This is a genomic window from Cupriavidus sp. YR651, assembly GCF_900101625.1.
Taxonomy (GTDB): domain Bacteria; phylum Pseudomonadota; class Gammaproteobacteria; order Burkholderiales; family Burkholderiaceae; genus Cupriavidus.
Map to the genome: position 1 here is coordinate 45,765 of NZ_FMYZ01000015.1, position 23,566 is coordinate 69,330.

Genomic DNA, 23,566 nt, shown 5'->3' on the forward strand with positions numbered 1-23,566 from the left:
TGGCCTTCGCGCCCGGTTGCTGGCTCGTCCTGTCCTACTTGGCCGGGCCGGGTTGCACGGACACGGCAAGCGCTTCCGTGTAGACCGCCTGGACCCGGTCCCCCTTCTTCACGTTCTTCATCTGCTCGGGGTCTTCCACCATCAGGTCCAGGACGCGCCCCTTGGGCCCCTTGACGGTGACGATCTGCGCTTCCTTGTTCACCGCGACGACGTCCGCCACCACGGTGACTTCACGCCCCACCGTGCCACCGGGCTTTGCCCCCGGCGCGGCGCGGTCCGCGCTCTCGCGCTCCTGCATCGAGGGCGGCCCGCTGCCCTTCTTGAGGCTGACGGTGAGCGCCTCCTTGTACTCGATGGTGACGATATCGCCCACCTTCAGCTGGTCGAAGTTCCGCACGTCCTCACCCACCACGAGGTCCCTCACCTTGCCGGCCTTCGTCTTCAGCGTGACCTTGCGCGACGCGGCATCGATCGCCGTAATCGTCGCGGTCACCTTCGCCACGCCAGTCACGGTCGTCTGGTCAGGTGTGCGGGACACATTCGTCTGCACCTCGGGCTGCGCCACGGCCGGGCCTGCGAAGGCTGCCATCGCGGCCACGACAATCATCGTCTTCCTGATCATGTTTTCTCCTTCATTCACCCATTATTTGATGGTGTAGCCGCGTCCTTCCATACATGCCGAATACGCGCGGTAGTAGGTGCTCATGGCGTTCTGCGTCTGGGCTTGTCCCGATGCCTGCGCATTGCGCTGGTTCTGGCGCGCCCGGGCGCCGCCCGCCATCGTGCCGACCGCCGCACCGGCGGCCGCGCCCTTGCCGGCATCCCCAGCAATGCCACCGATCACCGCGCCACCGAGTGCGCCTCGCGCGGCACCCCCCACCCGTTCGCCGCCGCCAACGGCCGGGCCGGAGGGCCCCGGCGGCGGCGCCGCAGCCACCGCCGCCGGGTCGATCCCGGTATTGGTCTTGGCCCACGAATAGCAATAGCCGTCGTCCTTTTGCTGCTGCTGCGCGCTCTGCCCCTTGGCGGGATAAGGAATGGGCTTCGATTGCGCGGCGGCGCCAAGCGAGACCATCATCGCTATCGCGATGGCCGCACGCCGCATGGTCAATGTCGTCATGATGATTACCTCCTCGCTGTCTCCACGGCCCTGCTCGCCTGCCGGACGGTCATGAGCTGCCTCCGCTGGACGCCGGAACATCGGGCGCGGCCCCCGGCCCCGCCCCATGCGCGGGAGGCTCGGCGGCCTGCTTCTGCGCGGTGCGACGCTCGAGCCCCCAGAAGAACATCGGAATGAAGAAGATGGCGATCACGGTCGCACCGAGCATCCCGCCGATCACGCCCGTGCCGAGCGACTGCCGGCTGGCCGCCGACGCGCCACTGGCAATCGCCAGCGGGATACAGCCAAGAATGAACGCCAGCGACGTCATGATGATCGGACGCAGCCGCAGCTTGGCCGACTTGACCGCGGCGTCATACGCGCTGAGTCCCTCCTTCAGGCGTATTTCGACGGCGAATTCGAAGATCAGGATGGCGTTCTTGGCGGCCAGTGCAATCAGCACCGTCAGGCCAATCTGGAAGTAGACGTCGTTCTGCATGCCCCGTAGCAGGATGCCCACCAACGCGCCAAACAAGGCAAACGGCACCGCCAGGAGCACGCCAAGCGGCAATGACCATTTCTCGTACTGCGCGGCCAGGATCAGGAACACCATGAGCAATGCAAAGGCAAACACCAGCGCCGCCGTCGAGCCGGCCTTCTTCTCCTCATACGCCTGCCCGCTCCAGCCGTAGCTGTAGCCCTGGCCCAGTACTTCCGCCGCCACTTCCTCCATCGCCGTCAAGGCCTGACCCGAGCTGTATCCGGGCGCCGCGTCGCCGGTGATCTTCGCTGCGGGAAAATTGTTGAAGCGCGTCACCAGATCGGCGCCCGGCGTGTAGCGCGACGTCGTGACGGCCTTGATCGGCACCATGTCGCCCTTCGCGTTGCGGACGTAGAGCTTGTCCAGGTCCTCGGGGCGTGAGCGGAACTCCGGCTCCGCCTGCAGGATGACCTGGAACAGCCGGCTGTTCTTGGGAAACTGGCTGACGTACAGCGAGCCGAACATCGTCTGCAGCGCGGAGTAGACCTGATCGACTGGAACGCCCTGCGTCTCGGTGCGCTCCCGGTCAACGTCCACCAGCAATTGCCGGGACCGCGTGTTGATCGTGGAATTGACGCCGCGCAGCTCCGGCCGCTGGCGTGCCTTGGCGATGAAGGCGCGCACGCGCTCCTCGAGCTGCTGATAGGTGCCATCGCCGGTGGATTGCAGCCAGAACTCGAAGCCGCCGGTAGTCCCCAGGCCCGGGATCGATGGCGGATTGACCGGGATGACGACCCCATCGCGATAGGTCGAGAACTCCCGGGTGGCCCTCGCGATCAGGTCCTCCGCGCTTTCCCCTTTGCCGCGCTCGTGAAAGCCCTTGAGCGTCACGAACAGCGTCCCCGCATTGGCCTTGTTCTGGGAATCGATCAGGCTGTAGCCATCGGGCGAGGCCACGGACTTCACGCCCGGCTGCTTGGCAAACCACGCCGCCGCGCGACCGGACAATTCCTGGGTGCGATCCAGGCTGGCCGCGTCTGGCAGGATCACCGCGCCAAACAGATAGCCCTGGTCCTCCACGGGAAGAAACGATGACGGGATGCGCATGAACAGCAACACGCTGACCACGATCAGCGCGGCGACCAGCGCCAGCGAGATCACCACGCGCCGGATCACCAGCTGGATAGCGCTGCCATAGCCCTCGACGAGGCGGTCAAAGCTCCGGTTGAACCAGCGGAAAAAGCGGTTCTTCTCGTGTTCCCCCGGCTTGAGCAGGATGGCGGCCAGCGCCGGTGACAACGTCAGCGCCACCACCCCGGACAGCAGCACGGAAACCGCCAGCGTGATGGCAAACTGCTTGTAGAGCTGCCCCGTGATGCCGGACAGGAAGGCCACCGGGATGAACACCGCCAGCAGCACCAGCACGATGGCGATCACCGGCCCGCCCACTTCATCCATGGCGTGCTTGGCGGCCTCCTTGGGCGGCATCTTGAACTCCACCATGTTCCGCTCGACGTTCTCGATCACCACAATGGCATCGTCCACCACGATCCCGATGGCCAGCACCATGCCGAACAACGTCAGCATGTTCACGGAAAAGCCGAATGCCGACATCGCCATGAACGTGCCGATGATCGACACCGGCACCGCCAGGATCGGCACCAGCGTCGCCCGGAAACTCTGCAGGAAGATGTAGACCACCAGGATCACGAGGATCACGGCGTCACGCAGCGTATGCACCACCTCGTTGATCGATTCGTGCACGAACTCGGTGGTATCGAGCGCGATGTCGTATTCCAGGCCCGGCGGGAACGTCTTCTTCATCTCCGCCAGCGTGTTGCGCACCTGCTCGGCCACGGCCAGCGCATTCGCGCCCGGTTGCTGGTAGACCGCCAGCAGCGTGGCCGTCTTGCCCTTGTAGCGGCTGCGCAGCGAATAGTCCTTCGAGCCCAGCTCCGCGCGGCCGATGTCCTTGAGGCGTACCAGCGCGGCATCGCCCGACGCGGCACGCAGGATGATGTTCTCGAATTCCTCCGGCTCCGTCATGCGACCCTTGGTCGCCACCGGGAAGGTTTGCTTGACCGGGCCCGCCGTCGGCGACTGCCCGATGCGGCCCGCGGAGAACTGCTCGTTCTGCTTGCTCACCGCGTTCTGGACGTCTTCCACCGTGATCCCCAGCCGCGCCATCCGGTCCGGGCGCAGCCAGACCCGCATGGCGTAGTCCGGCGTGCCGAAGATGGAGGCCTGGTTGGCGCCCGGGATGCGCTTGAGCGCATCGAGGATATAGATATTGGTGTAGTTGTCGACGAAGGTCTGCGGGTAGCTGTTGTCCGGCGAGTAGACCGCGATCACCATCATGAATGCCGACGACCGCTTCTGCACCGACACCCCCTGCTTGGTCACCGCGTCCGGCAGCGTCGGCAACGCCAGGTTGACGCGGTTCTGCACGTCGACCTGCGCCAGCGCCGGGTCCGTGCCGATCTCGAAATAGACCGTCAGCGTCAGGTTGCCCGTCGACGAACTGGTCGACGACATATAGAGCATGTTGTCCGCGCCGTTGACCTGCTGCTCGATCGGCGCGGCCACGTTCTGCGCCACCACTTCCGAGCTGGCGCCAGGATAGGTTGTGGTCACCGTGATACTGGGCGGCGTGATGTCCGGGAATTGCGCGATGGGCAGGTTGACCATGGCCACCAGCCCGCCCACCACGATGATGATCGACAGCACCGACGCGAAAATCGGCCGGTCGATGAAGAAGTGGGAGAGCTTCATGGCTTCGCCCCTTCACGCGCCGCTCCCGGGGTGGCGCCCGGCGGATTTGCGCCCGGATTCGCGCCTGGCGCTGCCCCGGCTGCGCGACCCAGGCTTGCCGCACCGGGTCCGCCCGGCGGGGGTCCGGATGTGGCCTGCCCGGCCGGGCGCGGGGCTGCCGGCACGGGCTTGACCGGCGCACCGGGAATCAGCCGCACCGAGCCGTCGACGATCACCTGGTCGCCTTCACGCAGCCCGGACCGTACGACCCAGTTGCCCTCCGACCATTCCCCCACTTCCACCACGCGCGACTCGGCCTTGTTGTCCTTGCCCACGGTCCAGATGGTTTCGCCGCGCTGACCCTGTACCACCGCTTCCTGCGGCACGGTAATGGCGCGCGTCCGCTGTGCGCCAAACAGCTTGACGCGCACGAACTGCCCCGGACGCAGCGATCCGGTCGGGTTGGCCACCTCCGCGCGGACCAGATAGGTCCCGGTCTCGGCATTGAACGATGCATCGGCAAAGGCAATCCGGCCGCGCTGCGGATAGACGCTGCCGTCCGCCAGCACGATCTCCACTTCGAACTTGCCACGCTCCGGCATTTTCAGCGACCCGGAAGCCTGCTGCGATTGCGACTGCAGCACCTCGTTCTCCGACAAGCTGAAATTCACCCACATCGGGTCGAGCTTCGCCACGTACGTCAGCAGGCTGTTGCCCGCATCGATATAGGTGCCGACCTGCTTCTTGGCAAAGCTGCTCAGGCCATTGACCGGTGACATGATGGTCGTATAGCCCAGGTTGAGTTTCGCGCTGACGACGTTGGCCTTGGCCTGCTCGACCGCGGCGGCGGCGGCCTGCTCCTGCCCCGTGGAGTCGTCCAGGTCTTTCTGGCTCAGGGCATTCCTGGCAGCCAGCGGCCGGACGCGATTCAGGTTGGCACGCGCCGTGGTCAGCCGCGCCTGTTGCTGCGCCAGTTCCGCCTCGGCTGCGGACAAGGCGGCCTTGAATGGCTTCTGATCCATCCGGAACAGCACTTCACCGGCCTTCACCAGCGAGCCCTCGGTGTAGAGCCGCTGTTCGAGAAAACCGTTGACCCGCGCGCGGATCTCGACCTGCTGGGAGCTCTGCGTCTCGCCGACAAATTCGAAGGTCAGCGGCACATCGCGCAAGGACACCGTGATGACGCCGACTTCGGCCGCCACGGCCGCTGGTGGCTTGGTTTCCTGCTTGCCACACCCGGCGGCCAGGACGATGGACAGGCCGACGAGGATCCGTTGCCAGTTGTTGTTGTTCAGACCGCTTCGCATCTCGATCTCCTCCCTGGCATGGCGTCGCGATTCTCCGGCGCGCCGCCTCGTCCCCGGCAGGCCATGGCGTCCTGCCGGTGCGCCTTCTACTTGCTGCGACTTCGGATGCCTGACAACGCCCGCACCGGGTGAGCCAAACGACGCCTATCCTGCGGGGCGCGCCGATCTCGTCTCTAAGAGTGCGTCTCGCGCCAGGTCATGACAATTGGACCAAAGTCCAACGCACGGCGGCGTCATGGCGAGCCACTCCATGGCTTGACGGATTGCATCAGATCCATCAGCTGGCCGGCGCTGAACGGCTTGCGCAGGTAGCCGATCGCCCCGGCGGACAGGGCCTTTTCCCGCACATCGGGGACGTCGTACGCTGTAATGAACAGCACGGGCAAGGCTGCCGGCGCCAGGCGCCGCTGGATCTCCAGCCCCCCGATCTCGGGCATGCAGACATCCAGGATGACGCAATCCGGTCGATACCAGGGCTCCCTGGCGATCTTGTCAAGCAGCGCCAGGCCGCTGGTGTAGGTGTCGACCGCGATACCCGCCGCACGCAGCAGCCGCGCGATGGCGCGCGCTACGGACTCGTCATCGTCCACGACGGCGACAAAGGTTTCGGAAGGACCCATGAGGAGGAGACCTGGATGCGTAAGGCAATCGCGGTCATGCGCATGTCATGACAACATGTCTTCTCAACAGGCTATGAAACGCAGGCGCCCGGGGATATTGGACCAAGGTCCATCCGCAGGGGCCCGGCGGGCGCGCTAGTGCGGCGGGCGCCCCTCGTCGATGGCGGCGAGGCCGATCTTGTCGGCGATACGCACCAGTTCCGGCAGCGACGTGACTTCCAGCTTCCGCATGACGCGCGCCCGGTGCGCCTTGATAGTCTTCTCGACGGTGCCCAGCTCACACGCCACCTGCTTGTTGAGCCGGCCAGTCACCACCCAGGCCATGACCTCGCGTTCCCGGGGCGTCAGCCGGTCGACCCGCGCATTCAGTTGCCTGAGCTCGTCGCGTCGCGCGTGGCGCTGCATGGCGACCTCGCACCCCCGGGCCACCGCGGCCAGCAGCACCGTATCCGAGACCGGCTTCAGCAGGAAATCCATCGCCCCGGCCTGCATCGCGACGACGGTCAACGGCACGTCCGCATGGCCGGTCAGGATGATGATGGGCAACTTTTCCCGCAGCATCTGTTGCAGCGCGATGCCGTTCACGCCGGGCATCTCCAGATCCAGCAGCAGGCATGCCGGCTCGCTGTCCGGGTCAACGGCCGCGAAGAAGTCGTTGGCCGAACTGAACGGGATCGCGCAATGCCCGTGCGCCGCCAGCAGCCGGACCAGCGCGCGCCTGACGCTTGCTTCGTCATCAACGATATAGATCTTCGGCATTGTTTCGCTCATTGCGCCCTCCTTCCGAGAAGGAACGATGCATGGCCGCACCCATGGCCGCCGTACGCCCCGCGCCCCGATCCGGCAGCACGGCCTCCGGTGGCAGGGAGAACCGGAAGGTCATGCCGCCTTCCTCGTTATTGCGTGCCTGAAGGTATCCGCCGTGGCGCTCGACGATGGAGCGGCTGATGGAGAGCCCCAGACCCATGCCATGGGGTTTCGAGGTAACGAACGGCACGAACATGTTGTCGAGTTCACCGGACGCGACACCGCAACCGGTGTCGCACACCGAGACCTGCACCATGCCGTCGGCCTCCGCCGCCAGCACGCTCACCTCCCGGGCGCAACCCGCACCGGGGCCGCGTGCATCGCTCGTATTTCTCGCATCGATGGCATCGAAGGCATTCAGCAGCAGGTTCAGCAGGACCTGCTGGATCTGGACCGGATCACCGATGACGCGCGGCAGCGATGGCGCCATGCGGCGCATGACGACGATGTCGCGACTGAGCGCGTCGCCACGGACCAGCGTCATCACATCGTCGATGACGGCATTCAGGTCGACTGGCGCGAACTGGGTGGCCTCGCCCCGGATCAGCGCGCGAATCTGGCGGACCAGCGCGCTCGCGCGACAGGCATCGCTCGCAACATCCGCGAGGATCTCGCGCACCTCCGCCACGTTGGCGGGATCGGTATCGAGGTATTTGAGCGCGGCCTGCGCATTGCTGGTGATGGCGGTCAGGGGCTGGTTGAGTTCATGGGCCAGCGACCCGGCCAGTTCGCCCATGCTGGAGACTCGCGACAAATCCACGAGCCGTCGGTAGTCCGGATCGGATGCCGCCAGCGAACCGGGCGACTTGCCCGTGCCGGACGTGCCGGACGTCGTCCTGCCACGGCCCGCCTGCCAGCCGGCGAACAGGCCACCGATCTTGCAGGCGGCTAGTCCGAACGCCGTCGCGACCGCCAGCCGGATGGGAAGCGTCATGGCGAAATCCCCAGGGGATGTACAGCGCGGCAAACACGATTGCGCGCGACGCGAGGCGCTCGCACGGCGCAAGGTATCCCAGTGCAACGCAGGATGCCTCCACGCTTTGCCCGACGCACATTCTTTGCACCCCTACCACCTTAGGTTTCATTTTTGGCGATTGCAAATTTTGCCAAAGATCATCGCCTCGCCATCGGCGAGATGCTGCGATCACCCGGCCACGCATGGCGAGTGCTGCGTCGGGCGCGGCGATGGCTGCGCGGGAACTGATACGCCTCATGCAGGCCTTGTCTCCGGACGTCTCTCCTCATCCCCTCTCGTTTTCCCGCACTGTCCCAGAATGCAAAAACGTTGTCCCGGATAGTCAAAACCACCGGCAACCAATCTTCGATACTTCGCCGTCATGACTCGACGGTGGCGCGGCCCCGGTGCGAGTCCCACTCGCAACCCTTTCCGCATTCATCATGGATTTTCTCGCTGACACAACCGTCCTGTTCGTGCCCGGCCTGCGTGACCACGTACCGGAACACTGGCAGACACTGCTCCAGGCGCAACTGCCCAACGCCCGCTCGGTGCCCCCGCTCGAGCACGACAAGCTGAGCCGCGCCGCACGCGTGGCCGCACTGGATGAGGCGCTTGCCGCCATCGACGGTCCGGTCGTGCTCGTGGCGCACAGCGCAGGGGTGATGATCACCGCGCATTGGGCCGCGCTCCATCAACGCAAGATTCGCGCCGCACTGCTGGCCGCGCCTGCCGACCTCGAAAGCCCGATGCCCGCTGGCTATCCCACCCACGCGGCCCTCGACGAACACGGCTGGCTGCCAATTCCGCGGCGCCCCCTGCCTTTCCCGAGCATCGTCGCCGCCAGCCGCAACGATCCGTTGGCCGCTTACACGCGCGTGGAACAGATGGCGCGCGACTGGGGTGCCGGACTGGTCGATCTCGGCGAGGTGGGACACCTCAACCCCGCAGCGGGATACGGGCCGTGGCCGCAAGCCATGACCTTGCTCGAACGCCTGCTGCGCAACGCGTAGACGCATAGCCCTGGCCCTATCCAACAACGATTTCGCAGTACCTGGCAGTACCCATTCCGACGGGAACACCCACATCGCATTAGTGAGAAAAAAATGAAAGGAGATACACGTATGAAGTTCAAGGGCATGGCCACGGCCGCATTGCTCGCCTGCGCGGGGAGCGCCTTTGCGCAGTCGAACGTCACGCTATATGGCGTGCTCGACATGAACCTGGAATATGTCAACCACGTGGGTCAGGTGCCAACCGCCGCCAACGGGTTCAATCGGGGTCCGTCGAACCACGTCTATCGGATGGACTCGGGTGGCATGGCCGGTTCCCGCTGGGGTCTGCGCGGCACCGAAGACCTTGGCAATGGCCTCAAGGGCGTGTTCGTGCTGGAGTCCGGCATCAGCGCCGATAACGGCACGCTGCAGCAAAGCGGACGCCTGTTCGGTCGCCAGGCATTCATCGGGCTGCAAAAGGCGGGGATCGGGCAACTGAGCCTGGGCCGCCAGTACACCTCGATGTTCGAGGCGCTGGCCAACTTCTCGCCGACCGCCTACGCCACCCAGTACGAGCCGGTGGTGCTGCAATCGGGCGCGAATTTCCGCGAGGACAACACCGTCAAGTACACCGGTCAGTTCGGCCCCGTCACCGCGCTCGCGCACTTCTCCTTCGGCACCGGCCTGGCCCTGCCCCAGACCGTGGGCGTGGCAACGCCGATCGGCGGCAATGGCGAAGTGCCCGGTCAGTTCCGGCGCGATACCGCCTACGGCACCGCCTTCGCCTATCAGACCGGCCCGTTCGGCGCGACGATCGGCTACGACCAGTGGAACCCGACGATCGGCACCAGCAGTGGCACGATCAAGAAGGCCGTGGTCGGCGCGAGCTATACGTGGAACAACACCGCCAAGATCATGGGCGGCTACCGCTGGGGCCAGAACAAGAACGCGGCCGGCACGCTGATCCAGCGTGACGACTTCTTCTGGATTGGCGCCAACTACCAGGTGACGCCGGCCATCGGCCTGACGCTCGAATACAACTACGACAACGTCAAGAGCCTCTTCGGCAATACCAACGTGGCCAACCCGTGGCAGGTCGCGTTCATCGCGAACTATGCGTTCTCCAAGCGCACCGATGTCTACCTGACCACGGCCTATGCGAAGAACGCTGGCCTGATGATGGAATCGCTCGCCACGGTCTACGCCAACAGCCTGTCACTGGGCAACAGCTATGCGCTGGCCAACGGCCAGAGCAACATGCTCGGCGCGGCCGTCGGTATTCGCCACAAGTTCTGATATTGCTTGTATCGGGAAAAACGGGGATGGGCGGGGATGGGCGATTCAATCCCGTTCCGCCCTCCCATCCCCGATGATTTTCGGCCTGGGCCACGCTGTGTGGCCCTTCTTTTTTTTGTTCGCCGGAACGCTCAGGGGGCAGGCGCAGGCGGCGGCGAGCTGGGCTTGTAGTTGGCAGGTGGCGCCGCGGGTGGCGCCGCAAGCATCTGCCCGTAGACCGGGACCCGGTGTCCTCGGGCGTACATGCACTGCATATAGGCCGCGTCGTATTGGTCCTGCGCACTGTAGCCCGAGTCGCTTGAACTGCTGGCCCCGAACGCCGAACTACTCGCCGCCGCCGTGCCGGACGCTTGCTGCGAGCTCACGCCGCCGACCCGGCCCTGCGCGAACTGGCGGCAATCGATGTCATCGCCGACAAACTGGTCGAACATCTTGTGAGTGCCCGGGAGCACCATCACGCTGGGGGCCGACGGCATTGTCGTACAGGCGCCCACGCCCACGGCAAGCGCGGCCGCCATCAGCAGGGAAACGGAACGTGGCTTCATCAGCGCCCCGGCATTACAGCGACGGCTGGGCCGGCTCCGTCTGCCAGCCGCCCGGACATTCCTTGACGTACGGGTAATAGCCACTGGGCTGGTCGCAGCGGTACCACCACGCGTTCGCCGACGCGCCATCCGACCCATCGCCCTGTTCGATGTATTGCACCGAAGGCGCGTAGTAACTGGCGTAGGCATCGGGGTATGACCAGCCGTAGTATGGATATCCCCACCAGCCCCAGCCGCCACCTACCACGAAAACCGCGTGCCCGTGCCCATGGTGAAAGCCGCCATGATGGAAGCCACCGTGACCGTGAAAGCCGCCGCCTTGCATACCACCGCCCTGCATGCCACCGCCGTGCATGCCACCGCCGCCACCACCGCCACCGCGACCACCGCCCCGACCGGCGGCCAGCGTCGGACCGCCGGCGGCCATCGCCACCCCTGCCACCAATGCCAGGACGATCTGGCAAAACCTGCGCCCGTTCATGATGTGCCCCCTGCTTTGCTGCCCGACGTCCGGGTCACCCGGAACTCGCGCCGGACCTTGGGAGGGCGCCGAGCCTGCATCCCGTAAACCGCTGACAGGTCGGATTTATTCCATCAACCTTCCATCAACCAGCCTCCGGCTTCCTTGTGCTTTCATGACAGGATGAAGAAGTATCCCGGACGATCCTTTGGGGCACGCTGCAAGCGCTAGGGCGGCGTCTTGCCGCCATCGTCCGTGAAGTTGTAGAGGTGCGTGTTGTCGGGCGCTTCCCCGATCCTCGTGCCGCTCGGCCGGAACCCGATGTGGCGACCGTAATTCTCGCTGTCCGACTTCGCGCTTTGGGTGGCGTGCTCGACGGCCTCCGGATAGGCCATCGGCTGCTTGTCCTTCTCGATCTCGAGCAGCTTCGTCTGCGCGTTCACGCGCACGCTGTACCGGCCGAGGTTGTAGAGGAGATACATCGCGAAGAGGTTGTCGACATCCTGATAGGCGCCTTCGTCCCGGCGAAAGTCGAGGGACAAGACCGAGGGGAATCGATTGGGCAGGTCCTTGAAGGCCACCTTGTCTTCCTCAAGGGGGTCCACATAGGTCGAGCCACCGTACTTCTTGTACAGCACGACGTCCATGACGTACCCGCGCTTGCCCCACTCCCGGACCAGCTTCATCGCCATCTCGGTGGGCACATTGGCCCTGGCGGCCGCCACCACCCGCCGTCCGGACAGGAACCTGGCGCTGGTGACCTCCAGGTCCTTGTAGCCCGCGCCAAACTTGAACGCGGCGCCGATGGTTTTCGCGCAGTTGAGGCGCAGGTAGTCGTACTTGATTTCGCCGCTGTGATACTCGGTGTTGCGGGCCCGCCGGTGATAGTCGTCATTGATGCGCCGGAAGTACGCCGCCAGGGCCGCTTTGTCGCTGGCCGGTACGCCGTGGACGCGCACGCCGATCACCGATCGCTTGTAGATTTCGCCGAAGTCGAGCCCAAATGAAGCCGTCTCGTCGACCGAGGAGACGGTCCTGAACAAGTATTCCTTCTTCGGGATGCCTACCATCAGATCCTTCGTGTAGTAACCCTTTTCGTGCTTGCGCGTGCGATCCGCGTAGAAGTTGGCCGAGTAGACCAGATCGTCGCCGGGCACATCGTCCCGGATCGCCACAGCGAAATGGCCGGCCGATCCGCCCTTGGAGGTGCCAAAGCTGATAAGCAGCTCCAGGTCATAGGGATCTTCGCGAAGAAGGTCGGCAATCTGGTCGATGTTGGCAGGCTCGGGCCCGCCCTTGCCGCCGAAGTCGGCTGCGACCGCACCCTCTGACAAGAGCACGGCGATGACTACGAACCAGATCGCTAGCCTCTTCCTCATCGCTCCGCTCCGCTAGGTTGCCTCGTCGCCGCCATTGCCTTGTCCGGCTCGCCACTTCGAGACACTGCAACCAAATTGCCCGCCAAACCAGCGAGAAAACGCACTCAGCGAGGAAAAACCGAGCAGCGTAGCCACTTCCGACAGCGGCCGCGACGGGTTCTCGATATACCGGGTCGCCAGCCCCGCGCGCGCTTCATTGACGATGTCCGAGTAAGTCGTGCCCAGTTGCGCCAGATGCCGATGCACCGTACGCCGATCCACCCCCAGATGCTCGGCCACGCGATCGACAGTGCACAGGCCACCGGGCAGCAGCGCGTGCACGAGCTTGCGCACCTTGTCGTCCATCGTCGTATTCGATTGGGCCAGCAGCGTGCCCAGATAGCGCCTGACCTGCTGCGCCATGACCGGATCGTACGACGGCAGCGGCGCCTCGAGGTCCGAGGCCACGCAGACAATGCCATCGAAATCCTGGTTGAACAATGCCTGCATGCCGAACACGCGCAGATAGGTCGCGTGGCTCTCCGGCGGCGAATGAGAAAAGCAGATGCTGCGCGGCCGCCATGCGGGTCCGAGGAACAGGCTCAGCATCCGGAACATGACGCCCGCGGCCAGTTCCGTGGCCTGACGCAGGGTGCCGGGCTCGTCGCTGAGAATGTGCAGCCGGATCACCACCAGTCCCTCGTCGTCCTCGACGCGCATGGCCAGCGCCTCGTTCTGCAGGCCCATGTATCGCACCATCGATTCGAGCGCACGCCGCAGCGTGGGCTCTTCGCGCACGACGAAGGCCAGCGGGCCGAGGTTGGAGAACTGCCGCTGCTCGGCCAGGCGCAGGCCGAAATCCTCCGCGCGCCCGGCACGCGCCGAAGCCTCGAGCAAGCTCCCCACCCGCGCGGCCGGAATGCGGATATCCGGGTCCAGCAGCGCATCGCGGCTGATCCTTGCCGCACGCAGCATCTGGTGTGGATCGAGCCCCACGGCGCGCGCGACATCCACGTAGTTGGTGAGGCTGGCACTGCGCAGAAAGTAGGACATCGTGTTTTCCCTGACTGTCCCAAAATGTAAAGAGGCCGTCCCGCAATGTCAAATCCCGAAGCGCCATTGTCCGATACTTGCAGCACTGATTCACGTATCCGACATGAGGAGACAGACATGCAATTTCTTGACGATTCGCTGCACCCCGAGAACATGAGCAAGGTGGTCATCACGGTGGCCCCCTACGGCCCCGAGTGGATGCCGGAAGACTTCCCGGAAGACATTCCGGTGACGATGGAAGAACAGATCCAGAAGGCGGTGGACTGCTACAACGCCGGCGCCACCGTGCTGCACCTGCACGTGCGCGAACTGGATGGCAAGGGTTCCAAGCGCCTCTCCAAGTTCAATGAACTGATCGCTGGCGTACGCGCCGCCGTACCCGACATGATCATCCAGGTTGGCGGGTCCATTTCCTTCGCGCCGGAAGACGACGGCCAGGCAGCCAAGTGGCTGTCGGACGACACGCGCCATATGCTGGCCGATCTCGATCCGGCACCGGACCAGGTGACCGTGGCGATCAACACCACGCAGATGAACATCATGGAGCTGCTCTACCCGGAATATCTCGAGGGTACGTCGCTCTCCAATCCTGCGTTCGTCGCGGCCTACCGCGAGATGACCGTGCCGGCGGGCCCGGGTTGGGTCGAGGAACACCTGCGCCGGCTCTCCGCCGCCGGCATCCAGCCGCATTTCCAGCTCACCGGCATGCACGCGCTGGAAACGCTGGAGCGCATGGTTCGTGCCGGCGCCTACAAGGGCCCGCTGAACCTGACCTGGATCGGCATCGGCGGCGGCTTTGACGGCCCGAATCCGTTCAACTTCTTCAACTTCGTCCACCGTGCGCCCGACGGCTGCACGCTGACCGCGGAATCGCTGCTCAAGAACGTGCTGCCGTTCAACATGATGGCGATGTCCATGGGCCTGCATCCGCGTTGCGGCATCGAGGACACGATCATCGACCAGCACGGCAACCGCATGACCTCCGTGCAGCAGATCGAACAATGCGTGCGCGTGGCGCACGAGCTGGGCCGCGAGATTGCTACCGGCAAGGAAGCCCGCGAGATCTATCGCATCGGCACCTGGTACGACAGCGCCGAGGAAACGCTCGCCGCGCACGGCATGGCGCCGAACCGCAAGCCGGGCGAGAAGAACCTGCCGATGCGCGCCGCTGCCTGATCCGCACCATGCCCGCCACCAACCCCTGCATCAACATCTGCCGCATGGACCTGGCGGGCAAGTACTGCCAGGGCTGCCGCAGAACCACGGTCGAAATCGGTCTCTGGGAACGGATGACCGATACGCAACGCGCCGACGTGCTGGCGGCGTTGCCACAGCGCGCGCCCGGGCGCGGCGCTTCCTCCCTGCCGCCCCCAGGTCGACCTTGACCCTCGCGCCGCATCTCACATGCGGCGCTTCCTTTCCCCGGGTCTGCCAATTTCAGACACTTTCCCTGAGTCCAAAGCGAGGCGGACCCGGCTTTTACTCGCTCGTGCAAATTCTTATAAATCAATCACGGAGACAACAATGCTCAAGCGCCCTGCCTTTCTTCGCATGCGTCATGCGGTCATCGCCGCGGCAATGACGCTGGTCATGCCTGCCGCGATGGCCTGGACCAACAAGCCCGTGCGCGTGCTGGTGCCGGCGCCCGCCGGCGGCACCATGGATGTCATGGCGCGCCTGCTGGCCGACCAGCTTTCCGTCGACCTCGGCCAGCCCGTGGTGGTCGACAACAAGCCCGGCGGTGGCGGCGCCATCGCGATTTCCGCGTTGCTCTCGGCACCGGCCGACGGCCAGACCATCATGGTGACGGCGACCAATGTGCTGACGGAAGTCCCGCAGGTACAGAAGGTTGCCTATGACACCATGCGCGATGTCCGGCCGCTGGCAGCGGTAGGCCGCTCGCGGATGGTGCTGGTCGGCACGCCGTCGCTGCCCGCCAAGGATCTGAAGAGCCTGATCTCCTACGTCAAGGCCAATCCGGGCAAGCTCGGCTTTGCCTCGTACAGCGCGGGCACGGCATCGCACTACGCCGGCGTGATCCTGAATCAGGAAGCCGGCATGGACCTGCAGCACGTGCCGTTCGCCGGCTCGGGCCCGGCACTGGCCCAGGTAATGGGCGGACAGATCCCGCTGATGTACGACGGCATGGTGACGTCCCTGCCAATGATCCGCGCCGGCAAGGTCCAGCCGTATGCCGTGGCGTCCAAGTCGCGCTCGCCGCTGCTGCCGCAGGTGCCGACGTTCGCCGAACAAGGCTACCCCGATATCGATTTCAGCAACTGGGTTGGCGTGGTCGCCTCCGCGCAGATGTCGGCCGACATGTCGCAGAAGATCCAGGCGGCGGTCTACAAGGCCGCAGGCACGCCGAAGCTGCGTGAGCGGCTGGAAGGCCTCGGCTATGAGCCGATGCCGCCGGAATCCCTGTCCGAACTCGGCCGCGATCTCCGCACCGAATACGATCGCAATGCCGGCATCGTGAAGACGTTCAACATCAAGCCCTGATTCGGGCACGGAAACGAGCGCGGAAACGAGCCCGGCATCGCGCGTCGATCCACCGCAGTCGGCATTGGGGGGGTGCAGCCGTCACTGGCTGCACTCCTGCCACACAGCCGCCATGCGGGCACGCACCGAGCCGTTCGAGATGTTGCTGTCAGGATAGACGGGGCATCCAATCCGATCGAGATCGGCGCGCCCACGCGCTTCAATCTGCCGGACCATCCTCTATGAACGGCGGCCCGCTCAGTTGCAGCGTGATCAGGTATCGCTCATCGGCAGGCCGGTTTTCGTGGACGAAGCGGCGTACGCCCAGCGAGACCTGATATTTGTCGCCGGCGATCCAGAAGGACTGAGGCGCGTCGTTGCTGCGCATCTGGGCGCGCATGGCCGGCGTGTCAGTGATGGCCGCCGAGTCCTTCGCGCGAATCTGCCGCCACCCTCCGCGTCGGAGCTGATCCTGCAAGTCCAGGAGCAGGGACATAGCCTCATCAAGTGGCAGCGTCTCGACCTGGGGCGACATGGTCACTAGCTCCACAACGCCCTCTCGATTTGCAAAGACGCTGAGAAACTTCGCCGCGGGCGTCGCAAACCCATACTGGGGGTCGTTGAATCGCAGTGCAGCGGGGCGCAGGACAAACAGGTTAATGTAGTTGTACCGTGTCGCCTCGGGTAGCGTAGACCGCGATTGTTGCCGCACCTGCTCGTAGCGCTCACCTATGGTCAGGATGACCTCATCGGTCGGTCGAATCATCGCGTAGCCACACCAAACCGCGCCGCACGCCAGAAAGGCCACTGCGGCCCACCATTTCCATTTCATTACCGTCTCCCATGCGCCAAGAGGAACAGCGAACTTTCCACCGCGTACTTTTCGTGTGGGTGGCGCAGCAGTTCGTCGAATTGTCGTGCGGCCCGCAGCACGAACGCCATCCGTTGCCGCGCATTGGATAGGACGGCAAGCGGCTGTTTGCTGGATTCTCCTGCTCCGCGCTTGCCCCCTGAGACGGGGCATTTATTACCTGCGTGCCCACGCGCTTCAATCTGCCGGACCATCCTCTATGAACGGCGGCCCGCTCACTTGCAGCGTGATCAGGTATCGCTCATCGGCAGGCCGGTTTTCGTGGACGAAGCGGCGTACGCCCAGCGAGACCTGATATTTGTCGCCAGCGATCCAGAAGGACTGAGGCGCGTCGTTGCTGCGCATCTGGGCGCGCATGGCCGGCGTGTCAGTGATGGCCGGCGAATCCTTCGCGCGAATCTGCCGCCACCCTCCGCGTCGGAGCTGATCCTGCAAGCCCACCAGGACAGCCATGGTCTCATCAAGCGGCAGTGTTTCCAGTTGTGGGGAGAGTTCTACGCCCTCAACCATCCCTCCGCTGTCGTAGTGCACCACGAAGTACTTCGCGGGTGGCGTTGTGAAGCCGTATTTCGGATCCAAAAGATGCAGGGTTGCCGGACGACTCAGGACACCTACCCAGTTTGCGCCGGGCTCTGCGGGTGGCAGCGTCGATTCGGATTGCTTTCGCACCTGCTCGTACGGCTCACCTATGGTCAGCAGCACCTTGTCGGTGGGGCGCAACGCGGCGTAAGCCCCCAACACGCCGCACACCAGAATGGCCGCTGCGATGTACCCATGCCGTCTCACTCTCGGAGATCTCATTTCCACCTCCCGTCCGCGATCAAGAACAGCGAACTTTCCACCGCGTACTTTTCGTGTGGGTGGCGCAGCAGTTCGTCAAAGCGTTGCGCGGCCCGCAGCACGAACGCCATCCGTTGCTGCACGCTTGACAAGTCGGCAAGCGGGTGTTTGCTGAATCTCTCCCGCGCCGCGTTTGCCCCGGAGACTGTGCATTGATTAGCCAGGATCAACTGGACTTCCTGAGCGGACCCCGTGGGAAGATGGAGCGCCCAGGCTAGCTGGTTCGCTCGCATCAGCATCGCGAACACTGGATCGTCGTACATGGAAGACTGCAGGATATTCGCCTGCTCATGCCAAGCCAGCAGTTCCACCCCCCTTTGGATGTCGCCGACGTTGATCGCCCGAAAGCCGCCGCGCACTTCCTTGGTGACTTCAGCAAACCGTACCCTGTCGCCGATAGGCCAGAGCACCGAACCGCGCAATTGCTGACGCGCCGGCAAGCAGCTCTCAAACCGTTGCAGGCCAAATTTCTTGTAGAACATGTGCAAGGGCCAGATGTCGAGAAACAACGCCGTGTTGCCCTTGGCCAGCATCGTATGGACCTTATGTGCCCCTGCGCCGTTGGTTTGGTCGATGGTCGGCATTCGCGGCGAGCCATAGGGCGACAGGCGATCCAGGGGCGAACTGCTTCGCTCCCAGAGTTGATAGGCATCACGCTGACTGTTCGACTTGCGAACTAGTTCGGCAGCATTGAGCAGGCCACACCCTACCTGCTTTGACGCAAAGGCGGCCAGGCCGGCCCATTGGAAGCGGCGGTCGTCAAGCCAGAGCCTGGCATAGGCGGCATTGATCCGACGGTTGCGCGCCATCGGATCGTCGACCGCAACAATGGCCTCCGCCTGCTTCTGGAAGAAGCGCCAGCAGTCGATGCAGTCCTGCCTGTCTTCCTCGGCCAGCGTCTTCGCGGCGGCTTCTTCCTCTTTCCAGTTCGGGTAGCAAACCGGACATTTCCGGTCAATGCATTTCTGCCTCTCGCTCATCCAGTTGGCTCATTGTTGGCAATCAACCATTTGTGCGCGGAGAGCTACCGGAATCAATCGCCCTATTCTGAAAGCAGATAAGACTTCTTGTGATCTGTGCTGCGTATCTTTTATTTCTGATGGAGGCGGCCCATCCACTCAAAGCCGCTCCAATCCACAGTGCGCCCATGCCGAGCGCAAAGAAGAAACGCCCCGATACGGGGCGTGCTGACGAATTCGTCGGCAGTCCTTTTGCCAGCATCTCGCGCGTCTGCGCCGGGTTGCCGTGAGCCTGCCAAGGCCTGGGAGCGCGGCACCGCCGCGGCACGCCCAGCGGTCCCATATGCCGGAATAGCGACTACTATGAACAGACGCACTGCTGCGTGGGATAACCGCAACGCTGAGGGGGACCGCAATGGCGAGAAGACTAAGCCGGCTCGCAGTGATGGCTACGGCACTCATGACACTAACATTGGCGATTGGCTCCCGCGCCGATGAAATCCCGCTGATTACCGGCAAGCAGTGGACAGACTCCTCTGAACTGACAAAAAAAGCCTACCTTGTAGGCATTGCCAACGTGCTTCAGGTTGATATCGCCTATCACGAAGGCAAGCCGCCGCCCGATGGGCAGAGCATCGTTCCCCGCTTTGCAAGGGGGCTCAAGGGCCATTCGCTCGACTCCGTGCGCCAGGGCCTGGATCGCTGGTACGCGGCACATCCTGACCAGTTGCAGCGGCCGGTCATTGAAACGATCTGGTTCGAAATGGTTGTTCCCGGTCTGCAGACCAAGAAGTAAGGTGACGCCATGAAACGACTCCAACTGATTGGTGCGGTGCTGGTCGCCGCTGGCGCTGCAGGATGCACGAATATGACGCCGCAGCAGCAAGGCACCGTGACCGGTGCCGGCATCGGTGCCGCAGCGGGTGCGGGCATCGCGGCCATTGCCGGAGGTAGTGGCTGGACTGGCGCGGCGATCGGCGCCGTAGCCGGCGGCGTAGCGGGCAACATCAAGGGAAGCAAGCAGCAGCAGTGGTAAATCGCCCTGCCGGGCGCCACTCGACTGCAGTGCTCCACCTCGACGCGCGATATCGCGCTCCACGTGGGCGACAACCATATGGCAGAGCGAAGGCGTGAACCATGAAGGCGGTGCAACGAGGTAGTCGCTTCGATTGGGGCAATATCAAGGCGCCTCTTGCAGGCCTCGGCGGGAAGCGTCTCGGCGTCGCCATCCTCCTTGCAATTGCTACCGGCCCGGGACACGCCGAATCGCCGGATGCGAACGGCTGGAAATTTGCAATTGCGCCGTACCTCTGGTTACCCAACGTGAGTGGAGCCCTGAGCTTCTCCGGCAACTCATCCACCGGGGGCGGCAGACTTGACCTCGGAACAGGGCCGGACAGTTATCTGCAGAATTTGCAGTTCCTTCTGATGCTGCAGGCCGAAGCCAGCAAAGGGGACTGGGCCATCGTGGCCGATGCGGCATACCTTGACTTCAGCCACCAGCAAACCACCCTCAATTCCGTCGGCGCAGGGAACGGCGCCGCGATTGCCATCCCGCGCGAGTTGGCAACCAATACAGGCAGCAGCCTGAGCGGGGGGCTGTTCGGACTTGCCGGGGTCTATACCGCGCTGCGGGCGCAATGGGGAACGGTCGAGCCGCTCGGTGGGCTTAGATACCTGAACCTGAGTGCCAACGCGAACTGGGCGCTATCTGCCACGTTCACGCAACAAGGCGCGACGCTGGCGACGCAGGGAAGCCTGTCGCAGACAGCAAATATTGTGGACGGCATCATTGGCGTTCGTGGGCGAATACGCGTCGGAGGCAATGACAGATGGTATGTGCCGTATTACCTCGACGTCGGGACCGGCTCTTCCAGATATACGGTGCAAGCGTCCGGAGGCGCCGCCTATGCGGCAAAGTGGGGGGATATACAACTGATTTATCGCTACCTGACGTACCAACTCGGTAGCGGCGACCTGGTTCAAAGGCTTACCCTGAAGGGCCCCATGCTGAGTGTCGCGTTTCGCTTCTGAATTCCCTCCAGCGCAGAACCCTTTGTTTGCTGGTAAAAAAAACGGGCCCCATCGGAAAGACGGGTCCCGTTTTGCGTTTCAACGAATGTTGTCAGCGGCTAGCCGATATGGGCCGCTTTCACATTCACACTGCCTCTGGCTGCTTATCGGTTCCGCAGTCGCTTCTTGTCGATCTTCCCGACGCTGGTCTTCGGAATTTCCGCCACGAAGGCGATACGGTCAGCCTCGGGCACCGCGAACTTGCTCAGGCGCTGCGCCGCCACCTGGTCCAGCAGTTGTGCACGGATCTGGTCCGCGCCAACCTCGGCGCCGTCCTTGCGCACCACGAACGCCATCGGCCGTTCGCCCCAGCGGGCATCGGGCACGCCGATCACCGCGCATTCCAGCACGCCCGGCACACGGGTCACGAGATGTTCGATCTCGATCGACGACACCCATTCGCCGCCGGTCTTGATCACATCCTTGAGTCGATCGACGATCTGCACGAAGCCATCCTTGCCCATCACGGCCACGTCCTGCGTGTGCAGGTAGCCACCGGCCCAGAGCTCCTCGGACGCTTCCGGCTTCCGGAAATACCCGCGCGTCAGGTACGGCGCGCGCAGAACGATCTCGCCCTGGCTCTGGCGATCGCGCGGAAGATCGCCCATATCCGTGTCAACGATGCGGAAGTCGACCAGCGTGACGGGCCGCCCCGTGGAACAACGCATACGGACCTCTTCCTGGCGACTCGCGGGCACGACGCCCGGGGGAATCTGGGCCAGCGCGACGATCGGCCCCGTTTCCGACATGCCATAGCCCGCGAAGATGTCGATGCCACGTGTCAGCGCTGCCTCGCAGAGCGAAGGCGGCAGGGCCGAACCACCGATGATCATCTTCCAGCCCGACAGGTCCTGTCCGCCCGTCTCCGCAGCCTGCAGCAGCATCTGGAGGATGGTCGGCACGCAGTGCGAGAACGAAACCTTCTCGGCGTCGCGCAGCTTCAGCAGCAAGTCCGGCTGGTAGCGACCGGGCAGTACCGTGCGCAGGCCGAGCATGATCGCCACATACGGCATGCCCCACGCCATGACGTGGAACATCGGCGTGATCGGCATATACACGTCCTCGCGGTGCATGCGCTGGCCTTCGCGCGGCGAGCACAGACTCGTCGCGGTAGTCAGCGTGTGCAGCACGATGTCGCGATGGCTGTAGCAGACGCCCTTGGGATCTCCCGTGGTACCGGTGGTGTAGAACGTCGCCGCTTTCGTGCGTTCGTCGAACTCGGGAAAATCGAAGTCCGCTGACGCGTCACCAAGCAACGCCTCGTACTCGCCGGCAAACGGGATGGCGCTATCCGGTGCCGGCTGGCCGTCGGCCATCAGCACGAAGCGTGGCGAGCAAGTGAGATCGCCACGGATCTGTTCGAGCACCGGCACGAAGTCCGGATGCACGAGCACCACGTCAGCGCCCGCATCATTGAGTGTGTAGAGGATCTGCTGCGGCGACAGGCGGACGTTCACCGTGAAGAGGGTGGCGCCCATCATCGGCACGCCGAAGTAGCACTCCAGGTAGCGATGGCTGTCCCAGTCCATCACCGCAACGGTGGAACCGTGGCGCACGTCGAGCCGGGTCAGCGCGGAAGCCAGCCGGCCCACGCGCTCGCGGAAGGTTCGGTACGTATAGCGCATCTCGCCGCGATAGGTGATCTCCTGGTCGCCATAGAGGCTCATCGCATTGGTCAGCAACTGCTTGACCAGCAGCGGATAGGCGTAAGCCGAAGGCGTCGGCTCAATCAGGTTTTGCTCCATGTTTCTTCCTGGATAATCGATCAGTACGGCACGGTGCCGATGATGCCGGCGCGCTCCATCTTGCGATGGCATGGCGGATAGTCCATCACCGCGTAGTGTTGGGTGGCGGTGTTGTCCCAGATCGCCACACTGCCCGGCTGCCAGCGCCAGCGTACCTGGTACTCGGGGATGTACACCTGGGAGACCAGATAGCGCAGCAGATCCGACGCGCCGGGATTGGCGTCCTGGCCGAATCGCACGCGCGACGCCGTGTGGAAGTTCGTGAAATGCGTGGTGAACGCATTGACGTAGAGGATCTTCTCGCCGGTGTCCGGATGCGTGCGCACCACCGGGTGCTCGGCATCGGGATACATCGCCTTGAGCGCGAGCCGCTTTTCGATCGGCATCGCCGCGCCGAAGCTGGCTTCGATGCTGTGGCGCGCGCGCAGGTCGGCGATTTGCACCTTGATGTGATCGGGCAGGTTTTCGTAGGCGAGCGCCATGTTCGCCCACATCGTGTCCCCGCCCACCGGCGGGCACTCCACGCAGCGCAGCACGGCGCCGAACTGCGGGGCTTCACGCCACGTGGTGTCGGAGTGCCATGCGTTTTCGTAGCGGTCGTTCGGCTGGTCGGGCGACTTGTAGATGCGGACCAGGCCGGGATGCTCGGGATCGCTGCCGGCAACCGGATGATCCTCCAGCTCGCCGAAGCGGCGCGCAAACGCGACGTGCTCGGCGCGGCTGAATGTCTGGTCGCGCAGGCACAGCACGCGGTGCTTCAGCAGCAGGTTGCGGATGTTGCCGAACAGGTCGTCGTTGTCGATGGCCTCGGCCAGATTCACGCCGACGAGTTCAGCGCCGATTGAGTGGGTCAGTAGTTTGACTTGCATG

General features: G+C 64.1%; 24 protein-coding genes. 8 read left to right on the plus strand and 16 right to left on the minus strand.

The window, feature by feature from the left end; translation table 11 throughout:
• Positions 1-34: 34 nt before the first annotated feature.
• The 7 genes from BLR29_RS27350 to BLR29_RS27380 all read right to left on the minus strand — a co-directional run bounded on the left by BLR29_RS27350 (position 35) and on the right by BLR29_RS27380 (position 7,999).
• Positions 35-622, minus strand: a complete 588-nt coding sequence (locus BLR29_RS27350; RefSeq protein WP_092141729.1) for a hypothetical protein — start codon at positions 620-622, stop codon at positions 35-37.
• Between the two features lie 21 nt (positions 623-643).
• Positions 644-1,120, minus strand: a complete 477-nt coding sequence (locus BLR29_RS27355; RefSeq protein WP_092141732.1) for a glycine zipper domain-containing protein — start codon at positions 1,118-1,120, stop codon at positions 644-646.
• A gap of 49 nt (positions 1,121-1,169) precedes the next feature.
• Positions 1,170-4,352 carry an efflux RND transporter permease subunit gene (locus tag BLR29_RS27360; RefSeq protein ID WP_092141735.1) on the minus strand — a complete coding sequence of 1,061 codons (3,183 nt, stop codon included), beginning with the start codon at positions 4,350-4,352 and terminating at the stop codon, positions 1,170-1,172.
• Positions 4,349-5,638: an efflux RND transporter periplasmic adaptor subunit gene (locus tag BLR29_RS27365; protein WP_092141737.1), complete on the minus strand. Its 1,290-nt coding sequence runs from the start codon at positions 5,636-5,638 to the stop codon at positions 4,349-4,351. Before BLR29_RS27365 ends, BLR29_RS27360 begins: the two co-directional genes overlap by 4 nt.
• Before the next feature lie 233 nt (positions 5,639-5,871).
• Entirely contained in the window at positions 5,872-6,258 is a 387-nt protein-coding gene (locus BLR29_RS27370) for a response regulator transcription factor (protein ID WP_092141740.1), read from the minus strand.
• A gap of 135 nt (positions 6,259-6,393) precedes the next feature.
• Positions 6,394-7,029 (minus strand): response regulator transcription factor, encoded by a 636-nt coding sequence (locus BLR29_RS27375; RefSeq protein ID WP_092141743.1) that lies wholly within the window; start codon positions 7,027-7,029, stop codon positions 6,394-6,396.
• A complete protein-coding gene (locus tag BLR29_RS27380; RefSeq protein WP_092141746.1) occupies positions 6,995-7,999 on the minus strand; it encodes a sensor histidine kinase in 1,005 nt (334 codons plus the stop codon). Before BLR29_RS27380 ends, BLR29_RS27375 begins: the two co-directional genes overlap by 35 nt.
• 464 nt (positions 8,000-8,463) lie before the next feature.
• Here BLR29_RS27380 and BLR29_RS27385 point away from each other — a divergent pair, with 464 nt between their 5' ends.
• Both BLR29_RS27385 and BLR29_RS27390 read left to right on the plus strand, forming a co-directional pair.
• Complete coding sequence (locus tag BLR29_RS27385) at positions 8,464-9,033, plus strand: RBBP9/YdeN family alpha/beta hydrolase (protein WP_092141749.1); 570 nt, start codon at positions 8,464-8,466, stop codon at positions 9,031-9,033.
• Positions 9,034-9,144: 111 nt separating this feature from the next.
• Positions 9,145-10,311 (plus strand): porin, encoded by a 1,167-nt coding sequence (locus tag BLR29_RS27390; protein ID WP_092141752.1) that lies wholly within the window; start codon positions 9,145-9,147, stop codon positions 10,309-10,311.
• A 131-nt stretch (positions 10,312-10,442) separates the two neighbouring features.
• Here the strand turns inward: BLR29_RS27390 and BLR29_RS27395 are convergent, their stop codons facing one another.
• From BLR29_RS27395 to BLR29_RS27410, 4 genes are all read right to left on the minus strand, one after another.
• The gene (locus tag BLR29_RS27395) at positions 10,443-10,856 is read right to left on the minus strand and encodes a glycine zipper family protein (protein WP_092141755.1); all 414 of its coding nucleotides are present in this window, start codon (positions 10,854-10,856) and stop codon (positions 10,443-10,445) included.
• 13 nt (positions 10,857-10,869) lie between these two features.
• Positions 10,870-11,337, minus strand: a complete 468-nt coding sequence (locus tag BLR29_RS27400; protein ID WP_092141758.1) for a hypothetical protein — start codon at positions 11,335-11,337, stop codon at positions 10,870-10,872.
• Positions 11,338-11,543: 206 nt separating this feature from the next.
• On the minus strand, positions 11,544-12,695 hold the full coding sequence (locus tag BLR29_RS27405) for a hypothetical protein (RefSeq protein ID WP_092141761.1): 1,152 nt from the start codon (positions 12,693-12,695) through the stop codon (positions 11,544-11,546).
• 12 nt (positions 12,696-12,707) lie between these two features.
• Positions 12,708-13,727, minus strand: a complete 1,020-nt coding sequence (locus BLR29_RS27410; protein ID WP_092141764.1) for an AraC family transcriptional regulator — start codon at positions 13,725-13,727, stop codon at positions 12,708-12,710.
• Between the two features lie 117 nt (positions 13,728-13,844).
• Between BLR29_RS27410 and BLR29_RS27415 the strand changes: the two genes are divergently transcribed.
• The 3 genes from BLR29_RS27415 (at position 13,845) to BLR29_RS27425 (ending at position 16,229) form a co-directional block, all read left to right on the plus strand.
• On the plus strand, positions 13,845-14,903 hold the full coding sequence (locus tag BLR29_RS27415; RefSeq protein WP_092141768.1) for a beta-keto acid cleavage family enzyme: 1,059 nt from the start codon (positions 13,845-13,847) through the stop codon (positions 14,901-14,903).
• A gap of 8 nt (positions 14,904-14,911) precedes the next feature.
• Entirely contained in the window at positions 14,912-15,112 is a 201-nt protein-coding gene (locus BLR29_RS27420) for a DUF1289 domain-containing protein (protein ID WP_092141770.1), read from the plus strand.
• Positions 15,113-15,251: 139 nt separating this feature from the next.
• Positions 15,252-16,229 (plus strand): Bug family tripartite tricarboxylate transporter substrate binding protein, encoded by a 978-nt coding sequence (locus BLR29_RS27425; RefSeq protein ID WP_092141773.1) that lies wholly within the window; start codon positions 15,252-15,254, stop codon positions 16,227-16,229.
• Positions 16,230-16,428: 199 nt separating this feature from the next.
• On the opposite strand, the gene BLR29_RS27430 is transcribed toward BLR29_RS27425, so the two are convergent.
• The 3 genes from BLR29_RS27430 to BLR29_RS27440 all read right to left on the minus strand — a co-directional run bounded on the left by BLR29_RS27430 (position 16,429) and on the right by BLR29_RS27440 (position 18,899).
• A complete protein-coding gene (locus BLR29_RS27430) occupies positions 16,429-17,040 on the minus strand; it encodes a flagellar biosynthesis sigma factor (protein ID WP_092141776.1) in 612 nt (203 codons plus the stop codon).
• 216 nt (positions 17,041-17,256) lie between these two features.
• On the minus strand, positions 17,257-17,880 hold the full coding sequence (locus BLR29_RS27435; RefSeq protein ID WP_092141779.1) for a flagellar biosynthesis sigma factor: 624 nt from the start codon (positions 17,878-17,880) through the stop codon (positions 17,257-17,259).
• Positions 17,877-18,899 (minus strand): DUF2515 family protein, encoded by a 1,023-nt coding sequence (locus tag BLR29_RS27440; RefSeq protein WP_092141782.1) that lies wholly within the window; start codon positions 18,897-18,899, stop codon positions 17,877-17,879. Before BLR29_RS27440 ends, BLR29_RS27435 begins: the two co-directional genes overlap by 4 nt.
• 424 nt (positions 18,900-19,323) lie before the next feature.
• Between BLR29_RS27440 and BLR29_RS27445 the strand changes: the two genes are divergently transcribed.
• The 3 genes from BLR29_RS27445 to BLR29_RS27455 all read left to right on the plus strand — a co-directional run bounded on the left by BLR29_RS27445 (position 19,324) and on the right by BLR29_RS27455 (position 20,912).
• Complete coding sequence (locus BLR29_RS27445; RefSeq protein ID WP_255371465.1) at positions 19,324-19,674, plus strand: hypothetical protein; 351 nt, start codon at positions 19,324-19,326, stop codon at positions 19,672-19,674.
• Between the two features lie 9 nt (positions 19,675-19,683).
• A complete protein-coding gene (locus BLR29_RS27450; RefSeq protein WP_092141786.1) occupies positions 19,684-19,914 on the plus strand; it encodes a YMGG-like glycine zipper-containing protein in 231 nt (76 codons plus the stop codon).
• A 101-nt stretch (positions 19,915-20,015) separates the two neighbouring features.
• Positions 20,016-20,912: a hypothetical protein gene (locus BLR29_RS27455; RefSeq protein ID WP_092141789.1), complete on the plus strand. Its 897-nt coding sequence runs from the start codon at positions 20,016-20,018 to the stop codon at positions 20,910-20,912.
• Positions 20,913-21,055: 143 nt separating this feature from the next.
• On the opposite strand, the gene BLR29_RS27460 is transcribed toward BLR29_RS27455, so the two are convergent.
• Both BLR29_RS27460 and BLR29_RS27465 read right to left on the minus strand, forming a co-directional pair.
• Positions 21,056-22,696, minus strand: a complete 1,641-nt coding sequence (locus BLR29_RS27460) for a fatty acid--CoA ligase (RefSeq protein WP_092141792.1) — start codon at positions 22,694-22,696, stop codon at positions 21,056-21,058.
• 20 nt (positions 22,697-22,716) lie between these two features.
• Positions 22,717-23,565: a TauD/TfdA dioxygenase family protein gene (locus tag BLR29_RS27465; RefSeq protein ID WP_092141795.1), complete on the minus strand. Its 849-nt coding sequence runs from the start codon at positions 23,563-23,565 to the stop codon at positions 22,717-22,719.
• Position 23,566 lies beyond the last annotated feature (1 nt).

What these genes read in the sequence shown, in the direction of transcription:
- BLR29_RS27405 (WP_092141761.1), bottom strand. Translation starts at nt 12,695, where the DNA reads ATGAGGAAGAGGCTAGCGATCTGGTTCGTAGTCATCGCCGTGCTCTTG.
- BLR29_RS27430 (WP_092141776.1), bottom strand. Translation starts at nt 17,040, where the DNA reads ATGAAATGGAAATGGTGGGCCGCAGTGGCCTTTCTGGCGTGCGGCGCG.
- BLR29_RS27425 (WP_092141773.1), top strand. Translation starts at nt 15,252, where the DNA reads ATGCTCAAGCGCCCTGCCTTTCTTCGCATGCGTCATGCGGTCATCGCC.
- BLR29_RS27395 (WP_092141755.1), bottom strand. Translation starts at nt 10,856, where the DNA reads ATGAAGCCACGTTCCGTTTCCCTGCTGATGGCGGCCGCGCTTGCCGTG.
- BLR29_RS27380 (WP_092141746.1), bottom strand. Translation starts at nt 7,999, where the DNA reads ATGACGCTTCCCATCCGGCTGGCGGTCGCGACGGCGTTCGGACTAGCC.
- BLR29_RS27420 (WP_092141770.1), top strand. Translation starts at nt 14,912, where the DNA reads ATGCCCGCCACCAACCCCTGCATCAACATCTGCCGCATGGACCTGGCG.
- BLR29_RS27465 (WP_092141795.1), bottom strand. Translation starts at nt 23,565, where the DNA reads ATGCAAGTCAAACTACTGACCCACTCAATCGGCGCTGAACTCGTCGGC.
- BLR29_RS27385 (WP_092141749.1), top strand. Translation starts at nt 8,464, where the DNA reads ATGGATTTTCTCGCTGACACAACCGTCCTGTTCGTGCCCGGCCTGCGT.
- BLR29_RS27435 (WP_092141779.1), bottom strand. Translation starts at nt 17,880, where the DNA reads ATGAGATCTCCGAGAGTGAGACGGCATGGGTACATCGCAGCGGCCATT.
- BLR29_RS27370 (WP_092141740.1), bottom strand. Translation starts at nt 6,258, where the DNA reads ATGGGTCCTTCCGAAACCTTTGTCGCCGTCGTGGACGATGACGAGTCC.
- BLR29_RS27360 (WP_092141735.1), bottom strand. Translation starts at nt 4,352, where the DNA reads ATGAAGCTCTCCCACTTCTTCATCGACCGGCCGATTTTCGCGTCGGTG.
- BLR29_RS27375 (WP_092141743.1), bottom strand. Translation starts at nt 7,029, where the DNA reads ATGAGCGAAACAATGCCGAAGATCTATATCGTTGATGACGAAGCAAGC.
- BLR29_RS27390 (WP_092141752.1), top strand. Translation starts at nt 9,145, where the DNA reads ATGAAGTTCAAGGGCATGGCCACGGCCGCATTGCTCGCCTGCGCGGGG.
- BLR29_RS27460 (WP_092141792.1), bottom strand. Translation starts at nt 22,696, where the DNA reads ATGGAGCAAAACCTGATTGAGCCGACGCCTTCGGCTTACGCCTATCCG.
- BLR29_RS27350 (WP_092141729.1), bottom strand. Translation starts at nt 622, where the DNA reads ATGATCAGGAAGACGATGATTGTCGTGGCCGCGATGGCAGCCTTCGCA.
- BLR29_RS27415 (WP_092141768.1), top strand. Translation starts at nt 13,845, where the DNA reads ATGCAATTTCTTGACGATTCGCTGCACCCCGAGAACATGAGCAAGGTG.
- BLR29_RS27365 (WP_092141737.1), bottom strand. Translation starts at nt 5,638, where the DNA reads ATGCGAAGCGGTCTGAACAACAACAACTGGCAACGGATCCTCGTCGGC.
- BLR29_RS27455 (WP_092141789.1), top strand. Translation starts at nt 20,016, where the DNA reads ATGAAGGCGGTGCAACGAGGTAGTCGCTTCGATTGGGGCAATATCAAG.
- BLR29_RS27410 (WP_092141764.1), bottom strand. Translation starts at nt 13,727, where the DNA reads ATGTCCTACTTTCTGCGCAGTGCCAGCCTCACCAACTACGTGGATGTC.
- BLR29_RS27355 (WP_092141732.1), bottom strand. Translation starts at nt 1,120, where the DNA reads ATGACGACATTGACCATGCGGCGTGCGGCCATCGCGATAGCGATGATG.
- BLR29_RS27440 (WP_092141782.1), bottom strand. Translation starts at nt 18,899, where the DNA reads ATGAGCGAGAGGCAGAAATGCATTGACCGGAAATGTCCGGTTTGCTAC.
- BLR29_RS27445 (WP_255371465.1), top strand. Translation starts at nt 19,324, where the DNA reads ATGGCTACGGCACTCATGACACTAACATTGGCGATTGGCTCCCGCGCC.
- BLR29_RS27400 (WP_092141758.1), bottom strand. Translation starts at nt 11,337, where the DNA reads ATGAACGGGCGCAGGTTTTGCCAGATCGTCCTGGCATTGGTGGCAGGG.
- BLR29_RS27450 (WP_092141786.1), top strand. Translation starts at nt 19,684, where the DNA reads ATGAAACGACTCCAACTGATTGGTGCGGTGCTGGTCGCCGCTGGCGCT.